General features: G+C 57.1%; 25 protein-coding genes and 1 riboswitch. Of the genes, 8 read left to right on the top strand and 17 right to left on the bottom strand.

Translation table 11 applies throughout. The features are described 5' to 3' along the window. Positions 1–162 precede the first annotated feature (162 nt). A complete protein-coding gene (locus A6U87_RS30600; RefSeq protein ID WP_275078411.1) occupies positions 163–297 on the bottom strand; it encodes a hypothetical protein in 135 nt (44 codons plus the stop codon). A gap of 46 nt (positions 298–343) precedes the next feature. On the opposite strand from A6U87_RS30600, the gene A6U87_RS17080 reads away from it, so the two are divergent. Then, on the top strand, positions 344–1162 hold the full coding sequence (locus A6U87_RS17080; protein ID WP_065692496.1) for a class I SAM-dependent methyltransferase: 819 nt from the start codon (positions 344–346) through the stop codon (positions 1160–1162). A 522-nt stretch (positions 1163–1684) separates the two neighbouring features. Here the strand turns inward: A6U87_RS17080 and A6U87_RS17085 are convergent. Continuing rightward, the gene (locus A6U87_RS17085) at positions 1685–2395 is read right to left on the bottom strand and encodes a glycosyltransferase family 29 protein (protein WP_065692497.1); all 711 of its coding nucleotides are present in this window, start codon (positions 2393–2395) and stop codon (positions 1685–1687) included. Then, on the bottom strand, positions 2383–3510 hold the full coding sequence (locus tag A6U87_RS17090; RefSeq protein WP_141683986.1) for a polysaccharide pyruvyl transferase family protein: 1128 nt from the start codon (positions 3508–3510) through the stop codon (positions 2383–2385). The genes A6U87_RS17085 and A6U87_RS17090 overlap by 13 nt, the downstream gene beginning before the upstream one ends. Positions 3511–3679: 169 nt before the next feature. On the opposite strand from A6U87_RS17090, the gene A6U87_RS17095 reads away from it, so the two are divergent. Beyond that, a complete protein-coding gene (locus tag A6U87_RS17095) occupies positions 3680–4972 on the top strand; it encodes a polysaccharide pyruvyl transferase family protein (protein WP_158007280.1) in 1293 nt (430 codons plus the stop codon). Positions 4973–5145: 173 nt separating this feature from the next. After that, positions 5146–7647, top strand: coding sequence for a glycosyltransferase (locus A6U87_RS17100; protein WP_065692500.1), 2502 nt, complete (start codon positions 5146–5148; stop codon positions 7645–7647). Positions 7648–7777: 130 nt separating this feature from the next. Here the strand turns inward: A6U87_RS17100 and rfbA are convergent, their stop codons facing one another. From rfbA to A6U87_RS17140, 8 genes are all read right to left on the bottom strand, one after another. Then, a complete protein-coding gene (rfbA, locus tag A6U87_RS17105) occupies positions 7778–8641 on the bottom strand; it encodes a glucose-1-phosphate thymidylyltransferase RfbA (RefSeq protein ID WP_065692501.1) in 864 nt (287 codons plus the stop codon). Further along, positions 8638–9528: a dTDP-4-dehydrorhamnose reductase gene (gene rfbD / locus A6U87_RS17110; protein WP_065692502.1), complete on the bottom strand. Its 891-nt coding sequence runs from the start codon at positions 9526–9528 to the stop codon at positions 8638–8640. Before rfbD ends, rfbA begins: the two co-directional genes overlap by 4 nt. Position 9529: 1 nt before the next feature. Next, positions 9530–10585, bottom strand: coding sequence for a dTDP-glucose 4,6-dehydratase (gene rfbB / locus A6U87_RS17115; RefSeq protein ID WP_065692503.1), 1056 nt, complete (start codon positions 10583–10585; stop codon positions 9530–9532). A gap of 11 nt (positions 10586–10596) precedes the next feature. Then, positions 10597–11157 carry a dTDP-4-dehydrorhamnose 3,5-epimerase gene (gene rfbC, locus A6U87_RS17120; RefSeq protein WP_065692504.1) on the bottom strand — a complete coding sequence of 187 codons (561 nt, stop codon included), beginning with the start codon at positions 11155–11157 and terminating at the stop codon, positions 10597–10599. Positions 11158–11230: 73 nt separating this feature from the next. Next, a complete protein-coding gene (locus A6U87_RS17125; protein ID WP_065692505.1) occupies positions 11231–13045 on the bottom strand; it encodes an ABC transporter ATP-binding protein in 1815 nt (604 codons plus the stop codon). A 551-nt stretch (positions 13046–13596) separates the two neighbouring features. Further along, positions 13597–13842, bottom strand: a complete 246-nt coding sequence (locus A6U87_RS17130; RefSeq protein ID WP_342587901.1) for a DUF982 domain-containing protein — start codon at positions 13840–13842, stop codon at positions 13597–13599. Between the two features lie 153 nt (positions 13843–13995). Further along, positions 13996–14949 (bottom strand): lytic transglycosylase domain-containing protein, encoded by a 954-nt coding sequence (locus tag A6U87_RS17135; protein ID WP_065692507.1) that lies wholly within the window; start codon positions 14947–14949, stop codon positions 13996–13998. 144 nt (positions 14950–15093) lie between these two features. Continuing rightward, entirely contained in the window at positions 15094–15681 is a 588-nt protein-coding gene (locus tag A6U87_RS17140) for a transglutaminase-like cysteine peptidase (protein ID WP_065692508.1), read from the bottom strand. A 183-nt stretch (positions 15682–15864) separates the two neighbouring features. On the opposite strand from A6U87_RS17140, the gene A6U87_RS30165 reads away from it, so the two are divergent. Then, the gene (locus A6U87_RS30165) at positions 15865–17127 is read left to right on the top strand and encodes a hypothetical protein (RefSeq protein WP_065692509.1); all 1263 of its coding nucleotides are present in this window, start codon (positions 15865–15867) and stop codon (positions 17125–17127) included. 190 nt (positions 17128–17317) lie between these two features. Here the strand turns inward: A6U87_RS30165 and A6U87_RS17150 are convergent, their stop codons facing one another. Next, positions 17318–17905, bottom strand: a complete 588-nt coding sequence (locus A6U87_RS17150) for a transglutaminase-like cysteine peptidase (RefSeq protein ID WP_065692510.1) — start codon at positions 17903–17905, stop codon at positions 17318–17320. Between the two features lie 183 nt (positions 17906–18088). Between A6U87_RS17150 and A6U87_RS17155 the strand changes: the two genes are divergently transcribed. Beyond that, positions 18089–19087 (top strand): hypothetical protein, encoded by a 999-nt coding sequence (locus A6U87_RS17155; RefSeq protein ID WP_141683987.1) that lies wholly within the window; start codon positions 18089–18091, stop codon positions 19085–19087. A gap of 89 nt (positions 19088–19176) precedes the next feature. Here the strand turns inward: A6U87_RS17155 and A6U87_RS17160 are convergent, their stop codons facing one another. The 3 genes from A6U87_RS17160 to A6U87_RS17170 form a co-directional block, all read right to left on the bottom strand. Then, positions 19177–19803: an outer membrane protein gene (locus tag A6U87_RS17160; RefSeq protein WP_065692512.1), complete on the bottom strand. Its 627-nt coding sequence runs from the start codon at positions 19801–19803 to the stop codon at positions 19177–19179. Between the two features lie 218 nt (positions 19804–20021). Beyond that, positions 20022–21584, bottom strand: coding sequence for a bifunctional diguanylate cyclase/phosphodiesterase (locus tag A6U87_RS17165; RefSeq protein WP_065692513.1), 1563 nt, complete (start codon positions 21582–21584; stop codon positions 20022–20024). A gap of 379 nt (positions 21585–21963) precedes the next feature. Beyond that, positions 21964–22530, bottom strand: coding sequence for a histidine phosphatase family protein (locus A6U87_RS17170; RefSeq protein WP_065692514.1), 567 nt, complete (start codon positions 22528–22530; stop codon positions 21964–21966). A 96-nt stretch (positions 22531–22626) separates the two neighbouring features. Continuing rightward, positions 22627–22699, top strand: a riboswitch (cobalamin riboswitch). A 50-nt stretch (positions 22700–22749) separates the two neighbouring features. Here A6U87_RS17170 and A6U87_RS17175 point away from each other — a divergent pair. The 3 genes from A6U87_RS17175 to A6U87_RS17185 are packed head-to-tail and all read left to right on the top strand — an operon-like array spanning position 22750 to position 24369. Continuing rightward, the gene (locus tag A6U87_RS17175) at positions 22750–22959 is read left to right on the top strand and encodes a CbtB domain-containing protein (RefSeq protein WP_065692515.1); all 210 of its coding nucleotides are present in this window, start codon (positions 22750–22752) and stop codon (positions 22957–22959) included. 13 nt (positions 22960–22972) lie between these two features. Then, positions 22973–23716, top strand: a complete 744-nt coding sequence (locus tag A6U87_RS17180; protein ID WP_065692516.1) for a CbtA family protein — start codon at positions 22973–22975, stop codon at positions 23714–23716. A 41-nt stretch (positions 23717–23757) separates the two neighbouring features. Next, a complete protein-coding gene (locus A6U87_RS17185) occupies positions 23758–24369 on the top strand; it encodes a hypothetical protein (protein ID WP_065692517.1) in 612 nt (203 codons plus the stop codon). A 28-nt stretch (positions 24370–24397) separates the two neighbouring features. Here the strand turns inward: A6U87_RS17185 and A6U87_RS17190 are convergent, their stop codons facing one another. Together A6U87_RS17190 and A6U87_RS17195 are read right to left on the bottom strand one after the other, a co-directional pair. Further along, entirely contained in the window at positions 24398–24748 is a 351-nt protein-coding gene (locus tag A6U87_RS17190; RefSeq protein ID WP_065692518.1) for a hypothetical protein, read from the bottom strand. Positions 24749–24891: 143 nt separating this feature from the next. Next, entirely contained in the window at positions 24892–25554 is a 663-nt protein-coding gene (locus A6U87_RS17195; RefSeq protein WP_065692527.1) for a sulfite oxidase-like oxidoreductase, read from the bottom strand. Positions 25555–25632: the final 78 nt, after the last annotated feature.

Genomic DNA, 25632 nt, shown 5'->3' on the forward strand with positions numbered 1-25632 from the left:
CATCCAGGCCGGCCTCCTTCACCGGCCAGAATGGTGAATCTGATTTGCACCAGAAAGGGAATCCACTTCCCGACTCCGCCTAAAACAATCCCGCTCTAGGCGTTCAAGGCGAGCGTGTCCGATATCTGCTTGAACTGAATGTGGGCTATGCAAGCCTCGGTCTTAGTCTTTTGAAAGGGCGGGATGATTGCCATAGTTTGCACGCCAATCAATCGCTCTTTCAAACTCTTTGATCGCAATTTCATCGCCAAAGGCGAGGGCTGACTGTCGAGATGGGGTGGACACCAATTGCGTCATGTCTAATCCCGGTGTAATTAAAACGGCCTGATCGCGGGGGATGGCAATGATGCAAGACGATAGCTTGCAAGCGGCGGGAGTTGCGGACTTTAGGAAGCTAGTCGAAACTTCCGGATTCGATCATATCGATTTTGGTTGCTCTAAGGGTGGGTCGCTGGCTCTCGCCAAAAAGCGTTTCGACGGCCGTCGTGGCTTGGGAATAGACATCGACCCATCCAAAATCGAACAGACGCTGGCCGCTGGGTACGACGCTATCTTATATGACATCCATAATATACCGGACGAGAAGCTGGTGCGGTTTGTGATCATGTCCCATTTTTTGGAGCATGTGCCAAACTTGAAAGATGTAAGGGCGTTTGTTCGCAAAGCCTGTATGATTTCTAGTGATTTCGTTTACATTCAACAGCCGTATTTTGATGCGGATTCGTACTTGTTCGAACGCGGCTTCAAACTCTATTGGTCGGACTGGTTCGGGCATCGCAATCAGATGACCTCGCTAGAACTGTGGCTGATGCTGCGTGACCTCCAGAAGGAGGGCCTGCCTATAACCTTCTCGCTGCACGCCCACAAACCGATCACCAATTCAGTCAGTCCACGAATTCACCCGCTGGCATCCCCTAAGAATCAACACGACTACGCGGCTGATGTCCATCCGCCGAAAGACCGGTCGGTACGGTTCCAGAGCAACGTTTTTCACGAGCTGATCTGCCTCATTACTTTTCCTGGATGTGATCATGCGGAGCAACTCAAGAAGCTTCGCTACCACCACACCATCATCGATAGTTCCGGTAAGCCGGCCAAAGTGAAACAGCACAACACACTCGACAGAGTTAAGCAGTTCGTTGGGCTGGGAGCCAGCAGCTGATTTTGATCACATTGGCGGGATGGTGATCTGACCTAGGATCCCGACGAAGCCTTCGCTAGGCCTGGCTGGGAGTGGCGTCACGTCAACAGGGGAGGGGGCGATGCTTCGGCTATCGAGGCAATGAGTGCTGGCTCGGCTTTACAGTGGCTGGCGGGCGATGGAAAAGACAAGCCACTGCCGTTTGTTCTCCTTCAACAGAGGAGTGATCTGGGGCGATTCAATGCAGCCGCGTGGCTATGCGGACATCTCATGACCTTCGCCTTTGAGGCATTGAAGAAGTAGATCGCGGGGAAGGCCATGACGCGGTCGGGCATAGGCGAACGCTGTTGCGTTCTAGTTGACCTTTCTGGCGGCGCAGTATTTCGGGATACTAGCTACGTGGTTGAGACGATAAGTAACGCTCAGTCGCACAAGACGCGCCTGCCTTGGCTGTCACTCGCTTTATACATCGCGGATGCGCAGGCTAGTCCTTGAACTGGCGCAGAAACGGCGCGCTCACAACCATCAAGCCCACCTCAGCCCCTATATCGACAGCCTCCATCGGCCGGCTTTGGGTTCAAAATGATGCAAACGAACATGGTCAGCGAAGTTCTTATTGCTGCGTTTAGCCATCTCAAAGATTTCGGGAGTGGCCTCGACCGGGACACGCAACGAGTTCAGCATGTCGACGAAAACATGCGCTTCCGTTTGAGGAGAATGAGCTTTAATTCCCGAGGGCGTAATGTCGCTCCAGTAGTGATAATCGGAACCCGCAGCAAACATCGTGAAGCCAGTCACACTAAGGTTTTTCGGCTTTAGCAAATTTGCGACCAGTGAAACACCGTAAGTGCCCGTCGTCAGGGCAATGTGCTGACGATCAAGCGTATCTATCTTCAAATCAGGCGTATAGGTGAATAGGACTCGGTTATTCCCAACCCATCGGAGGAACTCTTCTTTGTTGCCGCGTCGTGTCTGTGGGTTAATAACAAGCACCGTGACTGGCGGAAGCAGATCATTTAGGTAGCTTCCAGGACGGGTTTCAGCGTAGGGATTGGAGATCAAGATGTCGGTCTTTGATCCAACGTCGGCTTCAAAACCACGAACTCGACAATCATTGAACCTGATGACGATATCATGCGAATCAATCCACTTTCCGGCCTTCCGCCCTGCTAGGGTTGGTGCATTACCAACAACGGCAACCCGTTGGCCCGCCTCAAAGGAGTCAACGAATTCAAAGGGTGTTAGCAAATCCATTGGCGGAATCTCTCAGGTAATTCGTCCATCAAAGACGAGCATTTTTGGAAGCCTTCTTCGGACGAGTTACCAAGCGTTCGACGATTCGCATAGGCTCCAAGAATTGCCTCTTCCATGCCATCGGTCCCACTCAGCTCGACTTTGGGGTATCCTGAAAGCTCGAAAGTAGCGTCGAGCTTCCAAGTGTTGGAGGGGATTGATACGATCGGCACCCCGCAACGCATCAGAAACAGGTTGATGTGATGACGTCCAGAGATGGCAAGCGCTGAACTTCCAAGAACCTCAAGAAGGCGATCCAGGCTGATCTCGCCGGCGTGAATGAGCGGTACGTCGAGCTCTTCGCAGATTTTGGTCGCAACCGCAGTCTCGCCGCCATCGCCAATCGAAAGATAGACGGGCTCTAGGCCGCATCTCGTGACGGCCTGCAGCAACGAACGAAGCATTTTTTCATTCACAAGAACGCCGTAGCTAACGAGGATTCGCTTGCCGTCGATGTGGGCTTTGGCGCGGTGAGGGGGCGGCATGAGGCGCATAGCGAGCACCGCGAGATCTGGCGCGGTGAATACGGCCGGCTGAAACTCTTTTACTCCTTGCATGGTGCGTTTCTCCCGGACATGACAGAATCGCACCGACGGCAATACCTCTTTCATGAGTTCCGGATCCATAGCTTGTATGGTGGAATTCAAAAGAGCCACTGATTTACCGGCAGCAGTAGCTGCGCTCATCATAGCAAGCAAGGCGAGCGCGCGTGGCAGGTTGTGGTGAAGGGAGCCTTCGCCATTCACAACTAAAACGTCGACTGCCTCCAGCGATTTTGAGAACATAATGTCTCGCTGCGAGAGTTCGTTTCGGGTTTGTCTCCATCTAGCAATATCAATTGATACCGGCTCTTCCGTCCCCGACGAAAATTTGCCTTCTTGTCGGCGTAGTCGCGTTTCTCGCGGTGGCGCGAGTTCGGCGAAGTGGGTCTCCCAGAAGCCGAGTGGGAGCGTTGCGTTTCCACGAACACCGCTAAGTGCCAACAAGCGGCTCACGCCGCGTCGGACAGCCCGACATCCTGGGTTTGAGGTATGACCTGTCTCGTTCGCCACCAAGACTTTGGTTGCTGGGCTCACGCTCGCCTCCTGCGATATCAAATGCACACCGAGCAAATATCATGCACGATCTCAGCTAGCCATTCATTTGATGCCTACCATGTCATCCCCTGGCGTGATAGGCACCTGCCTCGATCTGGAAGAATATGAGGGCGCCATTTAAATGCTGGTACATAGTGGAACATTTGACGTGGCGAACTATGGCGATTTGCTGTTCCCACTGCTTTTGCAGAAGCGCTTGGGCGCTGTTCCACTAGTTCATGTCAGCCCAGCTGGTGGTCCACCGGTGTGGACAGGCTGCGTTTCTTCGACAAGTTTCGAAGAACTACTCGGGAAGCCCGTTGCCGGGCTCGTTATTGGCGGAGGGAACATTATTCATGCCATGCCCAGCAAGCTTCCTGACTACGAGAACGCGGGCGTAGATCTTACTGGTTATGGCGATTTGTGGGTATGCTCTGCTCTTTCGGTTGACGCTTCGATTCCAGTAATCTGGAACGCCCCCGGGGTGGCGGGTCGTTTCGAAACCGCATCCATTGACATCGTTCGCCGGGCGTTGCGTCGCGTCAATTACTTGTCCGTGCGGGATAATGCCAGTCGCGACTGCCTGTTGGAGGTCGATCCAGATCTCGAAGTAGCCGTTGTTCCCGATAGCGCTTGGGCGCTGCCGAAGCTTTGGGAGCAGGCAGAGCTGGATGCCAGTTTTGCTGTGCTGATGAATAGATTAGGCAACTCTCCTCTAGAGCCAATTGTTACAATTCATGTCAATGCGCGTTACATGAAGGGTATAAAGATTGAGAGTGTGGCCGAGAATATTGATCGGATTTGTGAAGCGCTCGAGGCAAGGCCCCTGTTCATCGCTATCGGGCCCTGCCATGGTGACGACGTCACCGCGGTCGAGGTCGCTCAGCTTTGCCGCAGTCGTCCGCTTATACTCGACAAGCCGGAGAGCTTGATCGAAATCGCTGCGGTAATTTCTCATTCAGAGTTCTACATGGGCTCGTCGATGCACGGGTATATCACCGCTGCATCGTTCGGGGTGCCTGCTGTCGCCGTGGCGCGAGGGAAATTCAAGTTTGACGGCGTCGTCCAGCTTACCGGTGCGCCGGAGACGCTTATTTCTTCCTGGGAGGAGGCGCCAGAAATCTTTGCGGAGATTGACAGAAAAGCGCTTGGTGAAAAGTTCAAAGCAGTAAGCGCGAATGCTCAGGGTCAGCTTGATAAGCATTGGAGTCGGATAGTCGCTCTTCTCGCACAACGAGAGAGCGTTGAGCCGCCTCTGACGGACAAAACAGCATTTTATCGCAGCCGAACTGAGCTGCTCTCCTCCTTGGCAAGACACTATAGAACTCTTCACGATGAAGCGAAGGAATCATTGAAGCGGGCCGAAAAACGTCAATTCGCGCGGGCAAGCGCCAAGGAGCCAGCTAAGAAGCCAGTCAGCCTGTTCGAACGTTGGACAAAGGCCATGAGAAAAGACGTGTAGCTGGAGTAATCTAAGGCTTTTAAAGCGTTTGAGAGGTTGATCGCGGGAAAGTTGTGCAGCATGTTGCTGAAATGTTGCTGCAGTGTTGAAAATTGGCGCCATCTATGGGATCGAATGATTAGCGTTTAGTGATGCTTGCTGCAGTTGCATGAGGTAATCGGGGGATATCCAGTATGTCGCGAATAGAGTCGGCGGTCGTTTCCGCATCCGCAAGAAGTGCCCATCTTGATGCGGATTGGTATTTGTCTCGCTATCCTGAAGTGGCGAAGTTTGGTCTTTCTGCTGAAGAGCATTATTCCAAGGTCGGTGCGTTCATTGGTTATGACCCGGGTCCAAATTTCAATACGCGCGAGTATCTGCGTGCGAACCCTGATGTCGCCTTGGCAGGGCTTAATCCCCTCGCTCACTTTGAGGAGAACGGTACGGCAAAAAGCTCGGAAACAAACGCAGCGTCAACGATCGATATGCCCGAGGGCTTTCTGGGACGAATAGATATCGTTGTCCCCGTTTATAATGCCCTCGACGATGTCAAGGTCTGCTTGGCGTCGCTGTCGCATGCTCCATCGGACTATCAATTGCGGGTGATTGTTGTCAACGATGGCTCGGAGCCTGAGACAACGGCTTGGTTGAGAAGCGCGGTCAATGACCTATCGCACGAACGAGTTTCGTTCACATTGATCGAGCACGAGCAAAATATGGGATACACCGTTACGGTTAATGACGGCCTTAGAGCTTCGACCGCGCCCTATATTGTTACGTTGAATAGCGACACGATAGTCACGCCTCATTGGGTTGATGGACTTGTACGTTGCATGCATTCCTCTCATGAAATCGGCATTTGCGGCCCGCTTTCTAATGCGGCGAACTGGCAGAGCGTGCCTGATCTCTATGACGAGAGCGGAAAGTTCGCGATTAATGCTCTGCCGAAAGGGATGACCGCGGCCGACATGGCTCAGCTAGTGTTGGCATCTAGTCGCAGAGATTACCCTCGCACGCGATTCGTGAATGGCTTTTGTTTTATGATCCGACGAGAGGTCATCAATTCAATCGGCTATATGGATGAGAAGGCATTTCCTACCGGCTACGGTGAGGAGAATGACTTTTGCATTCGCGCGCAAGACGCGGGCTACGCGCTGGCCTACGCAGACGACACATATGTATTTCATGCGAAGTCCAAGAGTTTTGGACATGAGCGCCGTATCGCACTTTCAAAAGCCGGGCGGGAGGCACTGAACAGCAAGCACGGCAAAGCGAGGATGGCGGCACTCACTTCCGAAATCAAAGATACTCGAGATATGGATGCGGTGCGCGGACGCATCAAAAAGAGTTTAGGACTGGAGATTCAGGGGGCGGCTCTCAGTCTGCTTACTTCGCAAAAGATCCTCTTTATCCTTCCCGGTAAGGGGGGCGGAGGAGGGGCGCACTCTGTGGTTCAAGAGGCTATAGCAGCGCGGCGCCTAGGGATTGAGGTGAACATTGCTGTTATGGAGGAACATTGCGCCAATTTTTGTAAACTCTATAGCGATGTTCCTGGCGTTTCACAGATCTTTGTGGGTTACACACCCGCGTCCTTAGTTAAGACGGCTTCCGCCTATGACGTTGTCGTTGCGACGATATATAAATCTGTCCAGTTGCTAAAAGCGATCGTTGACGACTGTCCTTGGATTCTCCCGGCCTACTATGTTCAGGACTATGAGCCACTCTTCTTCGATGAGGGGAGCGAGGATTGGCAAGCCGCAAGGGAGTCCTACACGCTTGTCCCTAACGCAGTTCTTTTCGCAAAAACTGACTGGATCCGAGAGCAGGTGAGAATAAATCACGGTGTCGAGGTTCAGAAGGTTCTTCCGAGCATTGATCATGACGTCTATAAGCCAACCCTGTCGCAACGGGCGAGCAGCAGCATTCGGATCACTGCAATGATACGTCCGAAGACGCCCAGGCGCGGCGCTCTTCGAACGATGCAGCTTCTCCAGCGTCTCAGCCAAGAATACTCCGACAAAATCTCTATAAGCGTCTTTGGCTGCGATCCCGACGATAGTGCCTATCTTGAACTGCCGCGGGATTTCAAGTTTCGAAACGCTGGTGTCCTCCAGCGCCCGGCGGTGGCTCAACTGCTGCAACAGACTGATATCTTCATAGACTTGTCTGACTATCAAGCCTTCGGTCGGACTGCCGCAGAAGCGATGGCCTGTGGGGCGTTGTCAGTCGTTCCAAGAGCAGGAGGGGCGGAAGAGTATGCGATCGACGAGGTTAACGCTTCTGTCGTAGACACGAAAAACCCTGATGCTTGCTTCGAGGCGATCAAAAGCCTTCTGGATAATCCCGACAAGGTGCAGGAAATGCGCTTGGCGGGTCTGGCTACAGTGTCTGCTTATTCTCCACGACGCGCGGCTATTAGTGAGCTTCTAGTTCTCGTGCGTCCGCTTGCAAAGCTACGGGAGGTGCATGCGAGCCCCAAACGTCAGCCGGCTCCACTAAATGTCCCGGTGCCACGAAACAATTACCTTGTATACTTGAAGTGGAGTCTTCGCGCAGCGCGTACGAGACGATTGTTACTTTTTCCTGTAGCAAAATGGCGGCGGAAATACAGCCGGCTGGCTCGTGAACTTAGTGCGGAAATCAACAGCATCCAGCAGCGCGAGAAGCTGGCTCGGGAATACTTCAAGAGTCGATAAATTCGGACTGAATAGATAAGACTGTTCGCTGCTCGTTCGCGGGTATGCACCTTCAAGAGCCGTATCTTGGCGTCACAGACGCTGAGATACGGCTTTTCCAAGCGGGGTCAGCGGTCGGAGCAGGAGCGTTTCATGTTACTAGCCGCCTTAGATAGGTGCCGTAATCTCCTTTTCCGGCTCGTTCCGCAATTAGTGCGAATTGTTCGCGCGAGATAAAATTCATTGCTAGTGCGATTTCTTCCGGACAGGCGATTTTAAACCCTTGCCGTTTTTCCAGAGTACGGACGAACTCTCCTGCTTCCAGCATGCTCTCCGGGGTTCCAGTGTCGAGCCAGGCATAGCCCCGTCCCATAACAGACACTTTTAGTTTCCCACGCTCCAGATATGCTCGGTTGACATCCGTGATCTCGTATTCACCTCGAGCAGAAGGTCGTAAATTAGCAGCGATCTCCACAACGTCTGAATCGTAGAAGTATAGTCCAGTCACTGCCCATTTTGATTTGGGTACGCTCGGCTTTTCCTCGATGGAGCGCGCTCTCATATGCTCATCAAATTCAACGACACCATAGCGCTCCGGGTCATTGACGTGATAGGCGAAAACCGTGGCCCCTTCTTGAAGAGTGGTAGCCTCCTGCAACAACTCTGGCAAACCATGGCCGAAATAAATGTTGTCGCCCAGGATGAGGCAGGAGGGTGATCCTGCGACAAAGTCTGCGCCAATGATGTAGGCTTGAGCGAGCCCGTCTGGGCTGGGTTGCTCGGCGTAGCTCAATGAGATGCCCCAGTCTGATCCGTCCCCCAGAAGGGCACGAAAAAGTGGTAAGTCGTGCGGGGTGGATATAATGAGGATTTCGCGTATTCCTGCCAACATTAGCGTTGTCAGCGGGTAATAGATCATTGGCTTGTCATAGACCGGCAGAATTTGCTTCGATACAGCGATTGTCATCGGGTGAAGGCGAGTTCCGCTTCCTCCTGCCAAAATAATTCCCTTCACGCGTGAGTTCCTTCCGAAAGAAGAGTTGAAACGACAGCCCGCACGGACTGTTGCCAGTGAGGCAAACGGCGACCGAAGGTTTGTTCTAGCTTGTGGCAATCAAGTCGCGAATTAGCGGGGCGATGGACAGGTGTGGGATACTCTGCCGTCGAGATATTGTGAACTCTTATCCTTCGCCCGGTAATCTCTTCATAAACTAAAAAGACGTATCTTGCGAAGTCAGCCCACGTGGCTTCGCCGGAACCTGCCACGTGGAAAACGCCGCGCAATTCAGGGTCGTGGTTCGATGACAATTCCTTGGCGATTGTTGAGACCATTGCAGCGATGTCATTGGCGGATGTGGGGCAACCAATTTGATCGGCTACGACTTTCACTTCGTCGCGCGTTTCGGCTAGCCGAAGCATCGTCTTGACGAAATTACTCGAGTACGGAGAATAGACCCACGCTGTACGGAGGATCGCATGGTTCGGATTGGCAGCTATAACTGCCTGTTCGCCCTGCAATTTGGATATTCCGTAGGTTGACGTCGGGCCCGTATGGTCTGTTTCCACGTAAGGCGTTAGCTTTTTGCCGTCATAGACATAGTCCGTAGAAAGATGAATGACCGGGACGCCCAGTTCCGAGGCGACCAAGGCGACGGCCTGAGCCCCATCTCGATTGACGGCGAAGGCTGCGTCTGGTTCGCTTTCAGCTTTGTCGACCGCGGTATAGGCGGCCGAAGAGATAACGGCATCTGGCTTGGCCTCTCTAATGGCGCTGAACACTGTTGAAGGACGTGCCAGATCCAGATTTGGGCGACCTAACGCTATGATTTGATGTTCGCTTTGCTCCAAGGCTTTCAGAGCGCAGGCCACCTGACCGTTGATGCCAGTAACGACGAATTTCATCTCAAGCTTTCTTCAACATTCCTAATCGCTCGCCAGAATAGATACCGTCGCGTAGCGGTTGCCACCACCAAGAATTTTCAAGATACCATTCCGCTGTCTTTCGTATGCCGGTATCAAAATCTTCTTTTGCCTGCCAACCAAGTTCTCTCTCAAGTTTCGTAGCATCAATCGCATACCGAGCGTCATGGCCAGGCCGGTCGCTCACGAAAGTAATCAGATCGGAATAGGATGAAATTGCCGGTTTGAGCTCATCCAGAATTGAGCAGATCCGCTGTACAACGTCGATATTACGTCGCTCATTGCGGCCACCGACGTTGTACCGCTCTCCGGGGCGGCCCTCGGTTACAATCAACCAAAGCGCACGGGCATGATCTTCTACGTAGAGCCAATCGCGTACGTTCATTCCCCGGCCGTAAACGGGCAGCGGTTTGCGGTCCAATGCATTGAGGATGACGAGCGGGATTAGCTTTTCGGGGAAATGAAAAGGCCCGTAATTATTCGAACAGTTAGATATAACCAAAGGCAGCCCATATGTTCGGTGCCAGGCAGTCACCAAATGATCACTTGCTGCCTTTGAGGCCGAATAGGGAGATGAAGGGTCGTATGGTGTTGTTTCTTCAAATAATCCATCATCGCCGAGCGAGCCATAAACTTCGTCTGTCGACACATGCAGCATTTTGAACGCTGATTTCCTGTCCGCCGGCAATTCGCTCCAATACTGTCGCGCGGCTTCCAACATGCTGAAAGTGCCGTTCACGTTTGTTTGGATGAATTCCGCCGCGCCGTTAATTGAGCGATCAACGTGGCTTTCGGCCGCGAGATGCATGACGTAGTCTGGCTGAAAAGATCGAAATGCCTCGTCAATCCTGGCTCGATCACAGATGTCGGCTTGAAGAAAATTATAGCTTTGGGCTTTCTCGACTGATTTCAACGACGCCAAATTTCCGGCGTAAGTTAACTTGTCGATATTCAAGACCTCTGCCCGGACATCGCCGACTAAATAGCGCACCAGCGCGGATCCTATAAAGCCGGCCCCGCCCGTAACCAAAACACGCATGAGCTAACCCTTCACTTGCAATAGTGGAACGATGCCGGGAGTTCGGAGAGCAACGGCTGTCTGCCGTCCTTCTCCGACAAAACATAAGTGGCCAACTTAGGCCATTCGATCCCTATCGCGGGATCGTCCCATTTTAGACCGCGATCATGTTCGGCACTATACGGGGCCGTGACTTTGTAGCTGATCACCGTTTCTGCCTTGAGCGTTATGAATCCGTGAGCAAAACCACCTGGGATCCAAAGCTGAGCGCCGTTCTCAGGGCTCAGCGTGGCCCCTACCCATTTTCCGAACGTTGGTGATCCGACTCGGATGTCTACGGCGACGTCGAACAGTTCGCCAGACGTGCATCGAACAAGCTTTCCTTGCGAAACGGGCTCCAACTGAAAGTGGAGGCCCCTAACAGTTCCGATCTGACGTGAGAGCGACTCATTATCCTGAAGGAAGGTCACATCGGCAATATTCTGCCGAAACCATCCATCTTTGAAAACCTCGCTAAAATAGCCCCGATCATCCCCGAACCTATTTGGGGTAACCAGCTTCACGTCGGAAATCGACAGGCTCTGGTATTGCACTGTTTAAGTACCTCCAATTCGATTGCTTATTCGACGCCCTTCGTCCCTACTCATGAGCAACGCAATCGACTGATTAAGCTGAAAAGTTATGCAGTTCATTAAGCCGAGAGTAGAGGCCGCCGGGAACCTGAGACAAGGATGCGTGCGTTCCTTCTTCCACAACGTTGCCACCATGCATTACGACAATCTTGTCAGCGTTCCTGATCGTCGAGAAACGATGCGCGATCACAATCACAGTTCGCCCCACCATGGCGGCGTCCAGCGCCTGTTGCACCGTCGCTTCCGACTCGGTGTCGAGCGCTGAGGTCGCCTCGTCTAGAAGCAGAATGGGCGCATTGCGCAGTATCGCTCTCGCAATAGACAAACGCTGGCGTTGACCGCCCGACAGCGTTATCCCATTTTCTCCGAGTGGTGTGTCGTATCCCATCGGCTGCTGCAGGATGAAGTCGTGAGCGAATGCCAGCCGCGCAGCCTCCTCAATTTCCGCTTGCGTCGCACCGGGTCTGCCCAACCTTATGTTCTCGCCTATCGAACCTTCAAAAAGATAAGGTTGTTGTGACACATACGCAATCTTTTCCCGCAGAGAGCGCTTCGTTACGGAGGCAATGTCCTGATCATCAATTGCGATGCAACCTTCGGCCGGATCGAAGAACCGTAACAACAGCGATGCCAGTGTCGATTTTCCGGCGCCCGAGGGTCCCACAAGGGCGGTGGTCTGTCCACCTTCAGCGGTAAAGGCGACGTTGTTGAGAACGAGTTGCTCCCCGTACCCAAATGAAACTGATCTAAATTCAACCCTGCCAACCGGCACCTTCAGCTTTGTCGCTGATGGCGCGTCAGGCTGGTTGGGCTCAGAGTCAAGCAGTGTGTATAGCAGTTTAGCGTTGGTCGCGGCGCGCTGCATCTGCACTTGTATTTTGGTTAGGCGCCGAGCTGGATCATACGCCATCAGCAACGCCGTGATAAAAGAGAAGAACGCACCCGGTGGGACGTTGAGGTAAATTGTACGATACGCAGCGTAGCCGATGACGCACGCAACCGCGGCCCCGGCGAATGTCTCTACCATCGGACCATTGCGCTCTGACAGCCTTACGATCTGGTTAGATCGATTTTCGGCTGCGACAATAACTTCGTCGAGCTTGTTTGAAAGCTGATCCTCCATCGTGAACGCTTTCACGATGGAGATGCCCTGAATGGTCTCTTGGAAAGATCCAAATACTCGCCCTGAGATCTTAACGCCCTCGGCGGTCGCCGCTCTAAGTTGGAGCGACAAATGCCTTAATCCGAAAAGCATTGGCGGGGCAAAAATCAGTGCGATCGTCGCCAACATAAAGTCCTGGTAAAACATGACGCCGACCAGGGACACCAGCGAAAGCAAGTCCCGGCTTGTGGACGTAATGGTTATGTTCAGGACATCGCGAACGCCGGATATGTTTTGGTTGATCTGTGCCACGACTTGAGCGGATCGCCGCGTATTGAAAAATTCGACGGACAACTTCATCAAATGCGCTGAAACGCGCCGCTGGTACGAGGCAATAATATTATTGCTTACTCTGGAGAGGGCGATCGCTTGCCCATAACTGGCGAAACCTCGCAGGGAAAACGCGACGAAAATTGAAAAGCAGATTAGCCAAACGCTCTCCGCGTTCTGTCCTGAGAAGGCTCGATCAATAAACGTCTTCATTATGTAGGCTACATAAGAAGTGGAGAGGGCGACCGTTACAAGACAGATGCCGGCAAAAACATATCCACGTATGTGCTGCCTTCCGTTTTCACTGAAGACGCGGCGAAGAACCTTCAACCCTTCGTCTCGGCTTATGTTTTTGACTTTCGGTCGGCGCTTACGCACGTTCAAACCTCTGACAATTCCGACATCTTGTCCCGCCATATAAAGGCTCTGTTCCCATATGGCTAGCTGGACTCGGCAGTAGAGCCTGCGCGAGGCCCAGGATAATGCAGCCGTCTCTGGTCTCGGGTAAGGGCGGGCGCAGTCGTGAGCCGCAGGTCTGACCTCAAAGCTGCCTGCAAGCCGCTGTTGCCGTGCCGAGAAATGTGCGATGAGTTCTGGTTCGAATTACAAGCACTCATGAATGCGAGCGCCGCGGGCTCGACCTTCCGAGCCGCCATCGAGCGGCTTAGGCGCTGGCCGTCGCTGGCGTTGCCGCGTTCTGTTTAGGATTTCCATTCATTCAGGGCGCCTTTGCTGGCGTCGGCGTCTTCTTTGCGACCTAAGGCTAGTCACTCGCATCTTTGCGCTCATCTACAGTCAAACGGTATCTTGCCGCCGCCAGAGTTGTGCATTTTGAAATGCCAACGGCTTCTTCTGGGACGTGCGATGCCACTGACGCAGCGTCTTTTGACTACCCCCGTTGATCTTCCCCGAGCGTGGGAATTCATCGTGTTCTTTTCAGGGGCAGGGCGAGGAACCACCAGCAACACTCAGTGGACAACCGCGATGTAGCGGATTCCTGCTTCGTGCGCGGCGCGGATCAGCGCGTCGCGCGCCGCGGTTGGGGAGATGATGCCGTGGATGGCGTCGAGGCAGGCCTTGACCGCGACGACGTATTCCTCGCCGTCATCGCTTGGCCATCGCTTTATCAGGATCTCGGCGGCCTCTCCGAGAGTTCGCACGGGCCTGGATCGTTCCTGACCACCCAGGACGAGGGTCAGAGCGGGAAATTCCATATATGTGTGCCGAAACATTACAACTGGCCTCTACACAATGAAGATATTGATAACTGTGCAAGGAGCATTCCAATTTAGTGGGGGAAAAGCCTTGCCGGTGCGCTTGATGCCTCCAGGCGGCGGTGGGGCGGGACCGATCGCGCGCTGACTGGGTTAGAGCGGCTGCGTCTTGAAGACGAGGCAGGTTCCGCCGTTCTTCTTGATTTCATCGCAGGTGTCGTTCGCTTCCGCGCGTGTCTGTCGTCCGATGCGGGCGCTGTAGCGGGGGCGGAAGCCGAAGCTTCTGTCTCTATGGGGAATGATAAGCGGCAGCTCGTCCTTGAGCGGCGATGGAAGCCTGACGATGGCGCTGGCGAATAGGGCGCGTGCCGTGTCCGGCGTGGTGCTTGCCGCGAGCTGTACGCCCCAGGGAGCCCAGACGCCCTCAGGCTTATAGGTCGGCACGGCCAGCCGGCGGCTTTCGGCGAGTGTCACGCATGCGTCGAGAAAAGGGGCTTTCTGGTCGAGAAGGGGTTGAGCGAAATCGCTCGTGGAGGTCTTCCATTCCTCGACGGTGTGTCCGGTGATATTGAGGACGTAGCTTCGCGTCTCGAACGGCAATGTGCCTGCGTTCAGGAAATTCGCGAGGCGCTGTTCGCCGGCATTGTAGGCCGCTGCCGCCAGGCCCAGGTTGCCGAAGCGGGCCTTTAGTTCGCCCAGATATTCCGCCGACGCGCGCAAGGCCTGAACGACGTCGAAGCTGTCGTTCAATCCGCGCAGTTCGGCGGTGCCCGGCATGAACTGAGCAATGCCGCGTGCGCCCTTGGGGCTTACAGCATCTGCGCGAAATCTGCTCTCCCGCCATATGAGCCTGGCGAGATAGTCGGGCGGCAGGGCGTTGGCGTTTGCGACATGGGCGATCGCGGTGCAAAGGTCGCGATTGAAGCTCGCGGCCTTGATGCATAGGTGATCGTCGCTGGTGAGGTCCGTTGCGCTTGAATAGAGGCAGGTGGATTCGCTCGCGATTTCTTGAGACGTCGCGGGGCGGGGGGTGGGCGCGACAAGCACCAGCGCGGCCGCCAAGCGTGCCGCTGTCGAAATGCACCAGTGCCGCCGAAGTGCCGCCATCTGAGTGTCGTCCCGCGTGCCTCTTGATTAGCATCGGCGGGCGAGGGAAGGCAACCGGATGGTTCCCCGTGCCTTCCCCTGGACGGGCGGAAGACCGCTAGGCGCGATCGTCCCTGGCTGCCGCCTTGGTGGCGGATATTGCATTCAGCCCTTGTAGAATTGGCCTGCGCGCGGGCCTGCAAGGGTAACCTGCCAGCTGCCCTTCCTCTTGAAATTCTGGCTGGCGAGGAAGGTATAGCCTGTCCGATGCCATGGTTTGACGCTGCCGCTGAGATTGTCGAGAACATAGTCGCCAGAGTTCAAGCGGGCGAGCAAGACGATGTGGTTGTTGCCGCTATGATCGAGGACGACCGATAGTGCCAGCTTATTGGAGGGGAACCCTACGTTGAGCAAGGTCTTCATTTTCAGAAGCGCATAGTCTTCACAGTCCCCCCGGTTGTTGATCGGCAGCGACCAGTACTCGGACTTCCCCGTCGTGGTTCGGTCTTCGGCCGGTATCACGCTGGCGTTTACGTAGCGATTGACCTGCTGCAACACGCGCAAAGCCTGCCCGTCGTCGATGTTGCCGCCACCCTTGCCGTGGCACACCCAACCATATCTGGCGCAAGCAGAACTGAAGCCAATCGGCGCTGCGATAGATCTACTTGCTGGAACCTCAGATCCAGCAAAACCTTGACTGGTCCATAAAGGAACCGAAACAACAACACCGAGAATGGCCAAAATCTTCCGCATGCAAAGCTCCTATGTTCGCCCGTGATTTGCTCTAGCGCTACTATTGGATGACGTATTAGCTCTTAATAATGTAATTGTAGCCAAATTGAGTACACGCTCATATTTTGTTTCTTCTTTCAAAATTAGGTTGCCCTAATAAACTCTCCCCCTGTTAACGTCACGTTAACCATGGGAGTGAGCGATATGAACAGAACAGTAATCAAGCTCTCTGTCGGCATGGCACTTCTGCTGGCAGGAACAAGCCTGGGGAGCGCACAGGCGCTCAATTGCAATATTGTCCGTCCCGGATCGATCGAAGAAAGACTGTGCTACCCCGTACAGACCATCTTCCAGAATCCGTTCCTGAGCGACGATCACAATCGTAACGGCCAGAATGGCGGCCCTGCGGATCCCGGTAATGACGACAATGGCGGCGGCAACGGCGGCGGTAACGGCGGCGGCAATGGCGGCGGCAACGGCGGCGGCAACGGCGGCGGCAATGGCGGCGGCAACGGCGGCGGCAATGGCGGCGGTAACGGCGGCGGCAATGGCGGCGGCGACGGCGATGGCCATCACCATCATGGCGGTGGCGACCACGGTGGTCGCGGTGACCACGATGGGCACGGCGGTCGCGGTGATCATGATGGACACGGCGGTCGCGGCGACCACCACGGTGGCCGCGGTGATCACGATGGGCACGGACCGAAAGGCCCAGGCGGTCACGACCATGATGGCGGCGATCCCGGTGACCACAATGGCCATGGACCCAAGGGGCCGTGGGGCGGCTGGGGCGGTGGTCCCAAAGACCCTGGTGATCACAATGGTGATGGTCCCAAGCATGGACATAAGCATCACCGCGGCGATGATCATGGCGGCGGACCTCGCGGTCCTGGTGGACACCACGGTGATCCAGGCGGCGGCAATGGCGGCGGCGGCGGCAACGGCGGCGGCGGCGGTAATGGCGGCGGCGGCGGTAACGGCGGCGGCGGCGGTAACGGCGGCGGCGGCGGCAACGGCGGCGGCGGCGGTAATGGCGGCGGCGGCGGTAATGGCGGCGGCGGCGGCAACGGCGGCGGCGGCGGCAATGGCGGCGGCGGCGGTAACGGCGGCGGCGGCGGCAACGGCGGCGGCGGCGGTAACGGCGGCGGCGGCGGCAATGGCGGCGGCGGCGGTAACGGCGGCGGCGGCGGCAATGGCGGCGGCGGCGGCAACGGCGGCGGCGGCGGCAACGGCGGCGGCGGCGGCAATGGCGGCGGCGGCGGCAATGGCGGCGGCGGCGGTAACGGCGGCGGCGGCGGCAATGGCGGCGGCGGCGGCAATGGCGGCGGCGGCGGCAACGGCGGCGGCGGCGGCAATGGCGGCGGCGGCGGCAACGGCGGCGGCGGCGGTAACGGCGGCGGTAACGGCGGCGGCGGCGGCAATGGCGGCGGCCATGGCGGCGGCGGCAACGGCGGCGGCAACACCTAAGGTATGGCCGACGCAATTAGCCATGTTGCAAAGACATGGGCCGAAAGGTGATAACGCCTTGCAAAGGCGTTATCATTCCATCGGAACATCGAGATCAGGCCCGGGCATTCGCCCGGGCTTCGGCGTTTACAGGTCAGGTGATCGGAAGTGGAGCCTACTGTCCGCCCGCTGACTCAAGTCCCGCCCGCTGTCAGGTGCCTGAGAATTGCCGGGCGCGCGGGCCTGCGAGCGTGACTTTCCACGCACTTTTGTTGTCGAAGTTCTGGCTGGCCAGGAACGTGTATCCGGTGCTCGACCAGGGGACGACGCGACTGGCGAGATTGTCGAGGACATAGTCGCCAGATTTCAGACGCGCCAGCAGGACGACGTGGTTGCCGCCGCCGCGATCGATGACCACCGACATGGCGAGCTTGTTGGAAGGGAAGCCGGCATCGAGAAGGGTCTTGAGTTTGAGAAGTGCGTAATCCTCGCAATCTCCTCGACCGTTGATCGGCAGTGACCAGTATTCCGGCTTGCCGGTCGTCGACATGTCCGTTGCAGGGGTGACGCGAGCATTAACGGATCGATTGACCTGCTGAAGCAGAGGCATCGCCTCGTCATCGCTGATCTCGTGGCTGGCAGTGTTGTGGCAGAGCCATGCGTAGCGGGTACAGGCTGACGGGAAGCCGATCGGTGCTCCTATCGATCGAGATGCCGGAAGCGGGGAGCCGGCGATGCTCTGACTCGGTACAGCAAGCATCGCAGCGGCGAGTATCGCAAGTACAGTTGACGCTTGCATTGAAGCACCTTTCGGCGAGCAAGTGCTTGGCTCGCGGCCTTAATACATTGAATTTAATTATAAATTTAATATTCAAAGGTTAACCATGTGCTAATAAACCGGACTCGCCTGTATTTATTTTGATCTGCTAATAACCTATAGATCTCGGCGTTAACACTTCGTTAACTTTGGGAGTGGGTGTTTATGCGTAAAGATTTACTTAAAATCTCTGCCGGTATGCTTTTTCTGCTTGCCGGAACGAGCCTCGCGGGCGCTCAAGCCCAGAAGCTGAATTGCAAATCGGTCCTGCCGGGTTCCATCGAAGAACGCCTGTGCGGGCCGGTAGAGACGATCGTTCTCAATCCGTTCGCCGATCCGGCGCATCATGGCGACCGTCTGTTCGGGAAGGTTGCTTCATCCTCCGGCAAGCCTTCCGGCAGCAGCGATCCGCGCCCCGGCGGCGGCGACAATCAAAATCCAGGTGGCGGCGACAATTCCGGTGCCGGTGGCGACGAAGGCGATGGCGGCATTGGCAACGGGGACGATCCGGCTCCGGAACATCCCCATCCCGACCATCCGCCGCACGATCATGGCGAGCCGGGCGACGACCACCATCCCGGCAAGCCCGGCGACGACCACCACCCCGGCAAGCCTGGTGACGACCACCAGCCCGGCAAGCCTGGCGACGACCACCAGCCCGGCAAGCCTGGCGACGACCACCAGCCCGGCAAGCCTGGCGACGACCACCACCCCGGCAAGCCTGGCGACGATCACCAGCCCGGCAAGCCCGAGAAACCCGGTAAGGACAAGCCATCGGGTAAGCCTGAGAAGAGCAAGCCCGGTCAGGACAAGCCGTCGGGCAAGCCTGAGAAGAGCAAGCCCGGCAAGGACAAGCCATCGGGTAAGCCTGAGAAGAGCAAGCCCGGTCAGGACAAGCCGTCGGGCAAGCCTGAGAAGAGCGAGCCGAGCAATGACAAGCCGTCCGGCAAGCCCGAGAAGAGCGAGCCCGGCAACGACAAGCCGTCCGGCAAGCCCGAGAAGAGTGAACCGAGCAACGACAAGCCGTCCGGCAAGCCTGAGAAGAGCGAACCGAGCAATGACAAGCCGTCCGGCAAGCCCGAAAAGAACGAGCCGAGCAGCGACAAGTCATCGGGCAAGCCCGGGCAGGGGCAAAGCAAGCACGGTGGTGGCGGCGACGACTGAGTGGGGTCGCTACGGACACCGAGAACAACAAAAGCCCGGATCGCTCCGGGCTTTTCCAGCTTCAGCTTGTCTGCGGAGGCACGCGAGCCTCAGAATTTGTAGCCGACGCCGACGGTTACGACATTCTGGTTGAAGTCGCTGTTCACGCCGAGCAGGTCCTTGCTGCCGTAGTCGTTGTAGCGATATTCGACCCTTCCAAAGACATTGTCGGTGAAGGCGTAATCGAGGCCTGCTCCGACTGTCCAGCCTGAGAATGTGGCGCTGTCGTTGCCCGCTGCGGTATCAACATGGCCCCTCGCTCCGGTCCAGCCGGCGGCGCCGTAGATCAGCGCGTGATCGAGCGCATAGCCGACACGAGCGCGAACCGAACCTGTCGTGTCGAACTTGTATTGATTGCCGCCAATCGTCTCTTCGTTCCAGTTATGGGAGACGTCGCCTTCAAGGCCAAGCACGATATTGTTGTCGAGTTGCCAGTTGTATCCCGCAAAGCCGGTGATCAGGCCGCCATCGAGACCGCCCGATCCAACGCCGGAAAAGTCACCGTTGCCCCACGCGCCGCCACCTTGCAAGCCGAGATAGAAGCCATTCCAGGTAAAGACGGGTGGTGCAGCCTGTTCGACGGGAGCCGGCGGCGTCTCTGCGACCAGGTCAGCAGCCGAGGCGGAGCCGGCAGCCAAGAGAAGTGCTGCCGATGCACAAACTATACGGACATTCATAATCAATCCCTCTCCAATGACGAGGATGCATTCGGTTTTAATGAACGATCGAGGGCAAAATGCGCCCGATCGCTGGATCGAGACGCATGCATACGGATACGCTTTCACGAACGTGCGCCCATTGAGACCCGCGTTGCAAACGTTGCTACGGTTCGAAGGGTTCCATCAACCAATCGTGACTGTGTGAAGTCAGGGGGGGCCGGGCGGCGGGCCGTGGATCAGCCGGCGACCTTGATCGCCGTCTGATTGGAGACAAAGGCGCATGTCTCTTCCGCCGGCATCGGCTTGCCGAACAGGTAGCCCTGGCCGATGTCGCAGCCGAGCTGGATGAGGTTGCTGAGCTGGCGATGTTCCTCGATGCCTTCAGCTGTCGTTGCGATGTTCAGGCTGCGACCGAGGCCGAACATGGCGCGGACGATCTTCTCCTGCCGCTCGTCGTCGCGGTAGGTCGCAATGAAGCTCTTGTCGATCTTGATCTTGTCGAAACGATAACGGGCAAGCTGCTCCAGGCTTGAATAGCCGGTACCGAAATCGTCCAGTGCAACCTGCACGCCCGCCTCGTGGAGATCGTCGAGGATGGCGGCAGCGCTGGCCGGATCCTGGATGAGTGCGTTTTCGGTGATCTCGATCTCGAGGCGCTGCGGGGGCAGGCCATTTGCGGAAAGCACCTTCAAGATGCGCGCCGCAAGCAACTTGTCTTCCATCTGCACCGGCGACACGTTGAACGACAGGGTGATCGAATCCTGCCAGGTGAGGGCGTCGCGGCAGGCCTGCGCGAGCAGGTCCTCGAACAGCGCGGTAATCAAGCCGGTTTCTTCCGCAATGGCGATGAACACGATCGGAGGGATGCTTACGCCTTCCTCGTCGGTCCAGCGAGCGAGCGCTTCAAAGCCGCAGACGCCGCCGGTTCTGAGATCGATCAATGGTTGATAAAACGGACGAATGGCCTTTTTCTGGATCGCCACCCGCAGCTTTGCTTCGAGCGAGGCCCGCGTGGCAACCTTGTCCCGCATGGTTTCTTCGAAGGCCAGATAATGGTTCGGGCCGCGGGATTTTGCCTCGTACATCGCGAGATCGGCCCGGTGGGCGGTGGCCTCGAGCTGTTCGCTGTCTTCGGCCCAGCGATCGTAGCCGATGCTGGCACCAACCTCGACGGCAAAGCCGTTGATCAGGATCGGTCGCGTCACAGCCTGGATCAATAGTCGCGCAAAACGCTCCTCGGCGGCGGATGAAAGCCCGATCGCAAGGATGAGGAATTCATCCCCACCGAACCGATAGACGCAGTCGGCGTTGCCGATTGCACAGATCCGTTTGGAGACCTCGACCAGAAGCGCGTCGCCGCCATTGTGGCCGATGAGATCGTTGACCTTCTTGAAGCCATCGAGATCCACGCAGAATACGGTGACGTTCCCGGCCCATTCCTCGCCGTCGTCATCCGTCGGCTTGCGACGCAGGACCTTGCGCTCGAACGCATAGCGGTTGGGCAGTTTCGTCAGATGGTCGTGGGTGGCTGTCCAATCGGCCTTGGCCTGCGCTCTGGCGCGCAATTCCATCTCACTGCGGAGATCGACAATTCGCAGCACCGAGTAGACGAAGCTCATGGCGCCGCCGATGCCCAGCGCGAGAATAAGCTTGTCTGCGCCGTAACGAGCGAAGTCAGTGACAAACGCCGCCAGCCAGTCGCTGAAACCCAATGTTGCACCGGCAATCCACAGCGTCACTCCCAACGCTATGACGGACAGGCATTGCCGTCCGGCTCTGCTCCGGAAAAATACCGGCATGCTTCACTCCATCTCCACCCGGGACAGGGTGTAGCATCGAAGTCTGAAATGTTTATTGAAACTAGAGGGCGATTTCTAGCGATCGGCAGCCACTCATGAGCGTGGCGCGGCTCGCGTCAAAGGCAGGCGAACGGATAGCGTTCGCCTGCCGGTATCACATGCGCATCAATAGGGTTGCGCTGACAAGCAAAATAAGAAGAACCACTGCACTGGTCAAACGCATCAGGCGTGTGCGCCGTGTCCGCGCCCCACTCCAGTCATAAGGCATGGTCAGTCCTCCTGTTGAGGATAGCACTCGGCGAGCCGAGCGTATCGCTTATCGCGCAAATGGCTTGCGTAAGGCTGATCTAAATGAGCAGGTTCGGGAATGAGGCTGTTGTCAGTGAGTTGGTACTTCGAAACGAAGTGACCAGCGGCTGCCGTTGCTGGTCATGCGCACCAGCGCCAGCGGTTCGATATCCGCAAGCCAGAAGGAAGAAAGCGGCGCCTGCAGTGCAACCATGATGGCAGCCCTGATGACGGGGGCATGGCTTATCGCGATCGTATGCCCGCCTTCGCCCTTCCTGAGTTCAAGCCATGCCGCAAGGCGTGCGTGAAGGCTTTCGATGGATTCGCCGCCATGCGGTGCGGCGCTGGGCTCCGTCATCCATGCCGCCACGGCGTCCGGATCGGTTGCGTGAAGCTCGGTGATCGAGCGACCCGCCCAGTGCCCGTAGTCACAATCGGAAAGCTCCGGCGTCACCGTGGCAGGCAAGCCAAGTGCCTCGGCGGTTTGCCGCGCACGCAAGGCCGGGCTGACGAAGACAGCGTCGGCGCGGGGCAGGGAGCTTGCTATCGCCGCAGATCGCGACACGGCATCAGCCTCGAGCGGTTCGTCGAGCGGGAACCTCGCCTGCCGGTTGGCGGCGGTGGCGCCGTGGCAGATCCAGGTGAGGCGCGTCATCACGTTGATTCGTCTCCGGGATGCGGGGATATGCCGCCGGCTCATGAAGTCTCGTTGACAGGTTCAGGGCCACAGCTATAACGGTGATGTTGTAGGTTTGGAAGCCGGTGAAATTCCGGTGCGGTCGCGCCACTGTGATCAGGATGAGGATACCTCGGACTGGAAGTCAGACCCTACCACACAACGATTCTCGACTGAACGCGTCATTCCAGGAGGAATACAATGTCTGATACCACTTTCGCGCCCGTAGCGGCGCCGGCCCCGATTCCAGTTGGCGAGATCCTGCCATGGGCGATCTTCGGTGGGCTGCTGATGCTTATCGCCATCTATTTCGTCGGCACCGAAGAAGGCGCAATGGCGCTCTTCAACGGCATGTATGTGCACGAATTCGTACACGACGGCCGACACCTGCTCGGCTTCCCCTGCCACTAAGGGAGTTCTCGACATGGTTGGAAAACTTTTGCTCCGCGGCATGCTTGCGGGGTTGATCTCTGGCGTCCTGGTGTTTGCCTTCGCACATACCTTCGGCGAGCCATTGGTGGATCAGGCTATCGCCTTCGAAGAGGCTGCATCACAGGCAGCCGGCGAGGCGGCGGAACCTGAAATCGTCAGCCGCGCCACGCAGGCGGGTATCGGGCTGTTTACCGGTGTCATGGCTTACAGCGTTGCGATCGGCGGGTTGTTCGCGCTTGTCTTTGCCTTCGTGCAGGGCCGCTTCAGCAGCCTGAGCGCGCGTGGCACATCGGCGGTCATCGCGGCCGCTGCCTTCGTTGCCGTCGTTCTCGTGCCGAACATCAAGTATCCGGCAAATCCGCCGGCAGTCGGCAATCCCGATACGATCGGCGTCAGGACGGAGCTGTTCTTCCTGATGATCGTCGTATCGACTGCGGCTCTGGTTGCGGCCTTCGCGCTTGCGCGTCGCCTGGCGCCGCAGTTCGGCGCTTGGAACGGTGCGATCGTGGCGGGCCTTGCCTATGTCGCCTTCATCGGGCTCGTCGAGTATCTGCTGCCGCCGATCAACGAAGTGCCGGAGAATTATTCCGCGCTGGTGCTATGGCACTTCCGCACGACCTCGATCGGCATGCACGTGATCCTCTGGTGTGCTCTCGGGCTGGTTTTCGGGGCGTTCGCCGAGCGCAAGCTTGAAAGCAAGGCGGGGCTGCGCACGCATGCTCCTGCCTATCGCTGATCTGAAAGGAAGGCTCCGGGTTACCGGAGCCTTTACACCACATGATCCTGCGAAGCGTTCTTCCTGCCTTCATTTCCGTTGTCTGGCTTTCGCTGACCGCGGGCGGTTCCGCTGCTCACCAGCGCACGGCGAGCGACCCGCAGAGCGGTATCGCGATCCCGGAAATCTCGCATGGCGAAATGGTGATGATGGCGGAATATCGCGGGAGGATCATCGATCTGGCCGCGCGCGCGACCGATACGAACGAGCATTTCCGGCGCGTTCTGAACTACGCGCAGATCCAGTATGCCTACTGCTTCTGGGGCAAGATGCCGGGCGGCGTGACCGACGAGGCGAGCCCGTTCAACGAATGCTCGCATGCCTATCTTGCCGCGACGAAAGCCGTACTGCTTCTGATGCGAGACATGCCGCGCGAGGCGGACGCCGCCAGCGAGATCGTGTCGGCTATCGATGCCGGCATGGTTCTGCGGGGGCTCTCTCTGATCACCTGCGCCTTCAGCGGCGAGGCGTTCAATACGGCTGATATCGTGCGTCCTGAGTTGACCGCCATACCGGCACACCCCGCCAGCGTTGGGGCACTGGCGGGATGTGGCGCGCTTGTCGGAACAGCGCTGCTGGCCTTCCGGCGCCTGCTACGTCCGGCGGCGCCGTAAAGATCGATGATATGGCCGTCCGGTGCGCTCAGACGTAGGTGACGCGCTCGCCGAACTCGCTGTCCTCGCCGTAGGACTTGGTTCCGATACGGTCGCTTTCACCGGAGAGCTTGGCTGGCGGCGCGGCCTGCTGCCCGCCTGAAGACTGGCCGGACTTCGAGCTCGACGATTTCTCGAGCTTTGCAAGTTTTGCTTCGAGCGTGGAGATGTCGCTCTGGATCGACTGTGCTTCCGTCGGATCCTTCGTGCTGGCAAGTTCGGCCTTCTTGCTCGCGATCTCTTGCTTGATGCTCGCTGCATCGTCGGATGACGATGACGATGACGAGGAAGAGCTGGTGGTTAAAAGTGACGTCGTTGAACTGGAAACTGCGTCGACCATGCGACACTCCTTTTGGTGATGCATGTTCCAGATAACCCGCGCGGATTACCGCGAGGTAAATACGGTACCAGTTGGTACTATATTTCTGTGTTTGCACCGCAAAGAGGCTTGTGCCGCCGACCGGAGGCGGTCGCGCTGAAGAGTCAATCGCCGGAATAGCGCTGTTCGCGCCAAGGGTCGGCATACATGTGGTAGCCGTTCTGTTCCCAGAAACCGGCAGCGTCTGCGGCCAAGAGGTCGATGCGGCGCAGCCACTTGGCGCTCTTCCAGAAATAGAGGTGCGGCACGACGAGGCGCATCGGTCCGCCATGATCCCTTGAAAGCGGCTGGCCTTCCCAGGAGGTCGCCAGAATTGCATCCTCCGCGGCGAAATCCGCCAGCGGCAGGTTCGTGGTGTAACCGTCGTAGCTGGTCAGCATGACATGGCTCGCATTGGCCTTCGGCATTGCGAGATCGAGAAGATCGCGGGTGGAGACGCCTTGCCACTGGTTGTCGTAACGAGACCAGGTCGTCACGCAATGTATGTCCGAGACTCTGGTGCTCTGGTCCAGTTCCTGAAACGCGGTCCAATTCAGATCCAATGGCGTTTCCACCAGTCCGCGCACCTCAAGTCGCCAGCTATCCACGGAAACGGTCGGCTGTTGCCCAAGATCGAGGACCGGCCAGTTCTTCACGAGATGCTGGCCAGGCGGCAAGCGGTCGGCGTCCGGACGGCTGATGCGGCCGGTCAGGAACTTGCCCTCGCTCGCCCAACGACGTTTGGATGTGGTCAGTTTGCTGTCCGCAGGGGTCGGATCGTCACTCATGAAAGCTCTCTTGCGTTGCGGAAAATAGGACATTCGGTTGCTCCGACTGTCAAGGGTGGAATATCCGGCGCGAGAAAG

The sequence above is a fragment of the Rhizobium sp. AC44/96 genome (assembly GCF_001692185.1).
GTDB lineage: Bacteria > Pseudomonadota > Alphaproteobacteria > Rhizobiales > Rhizobiaceae > Rhizobium.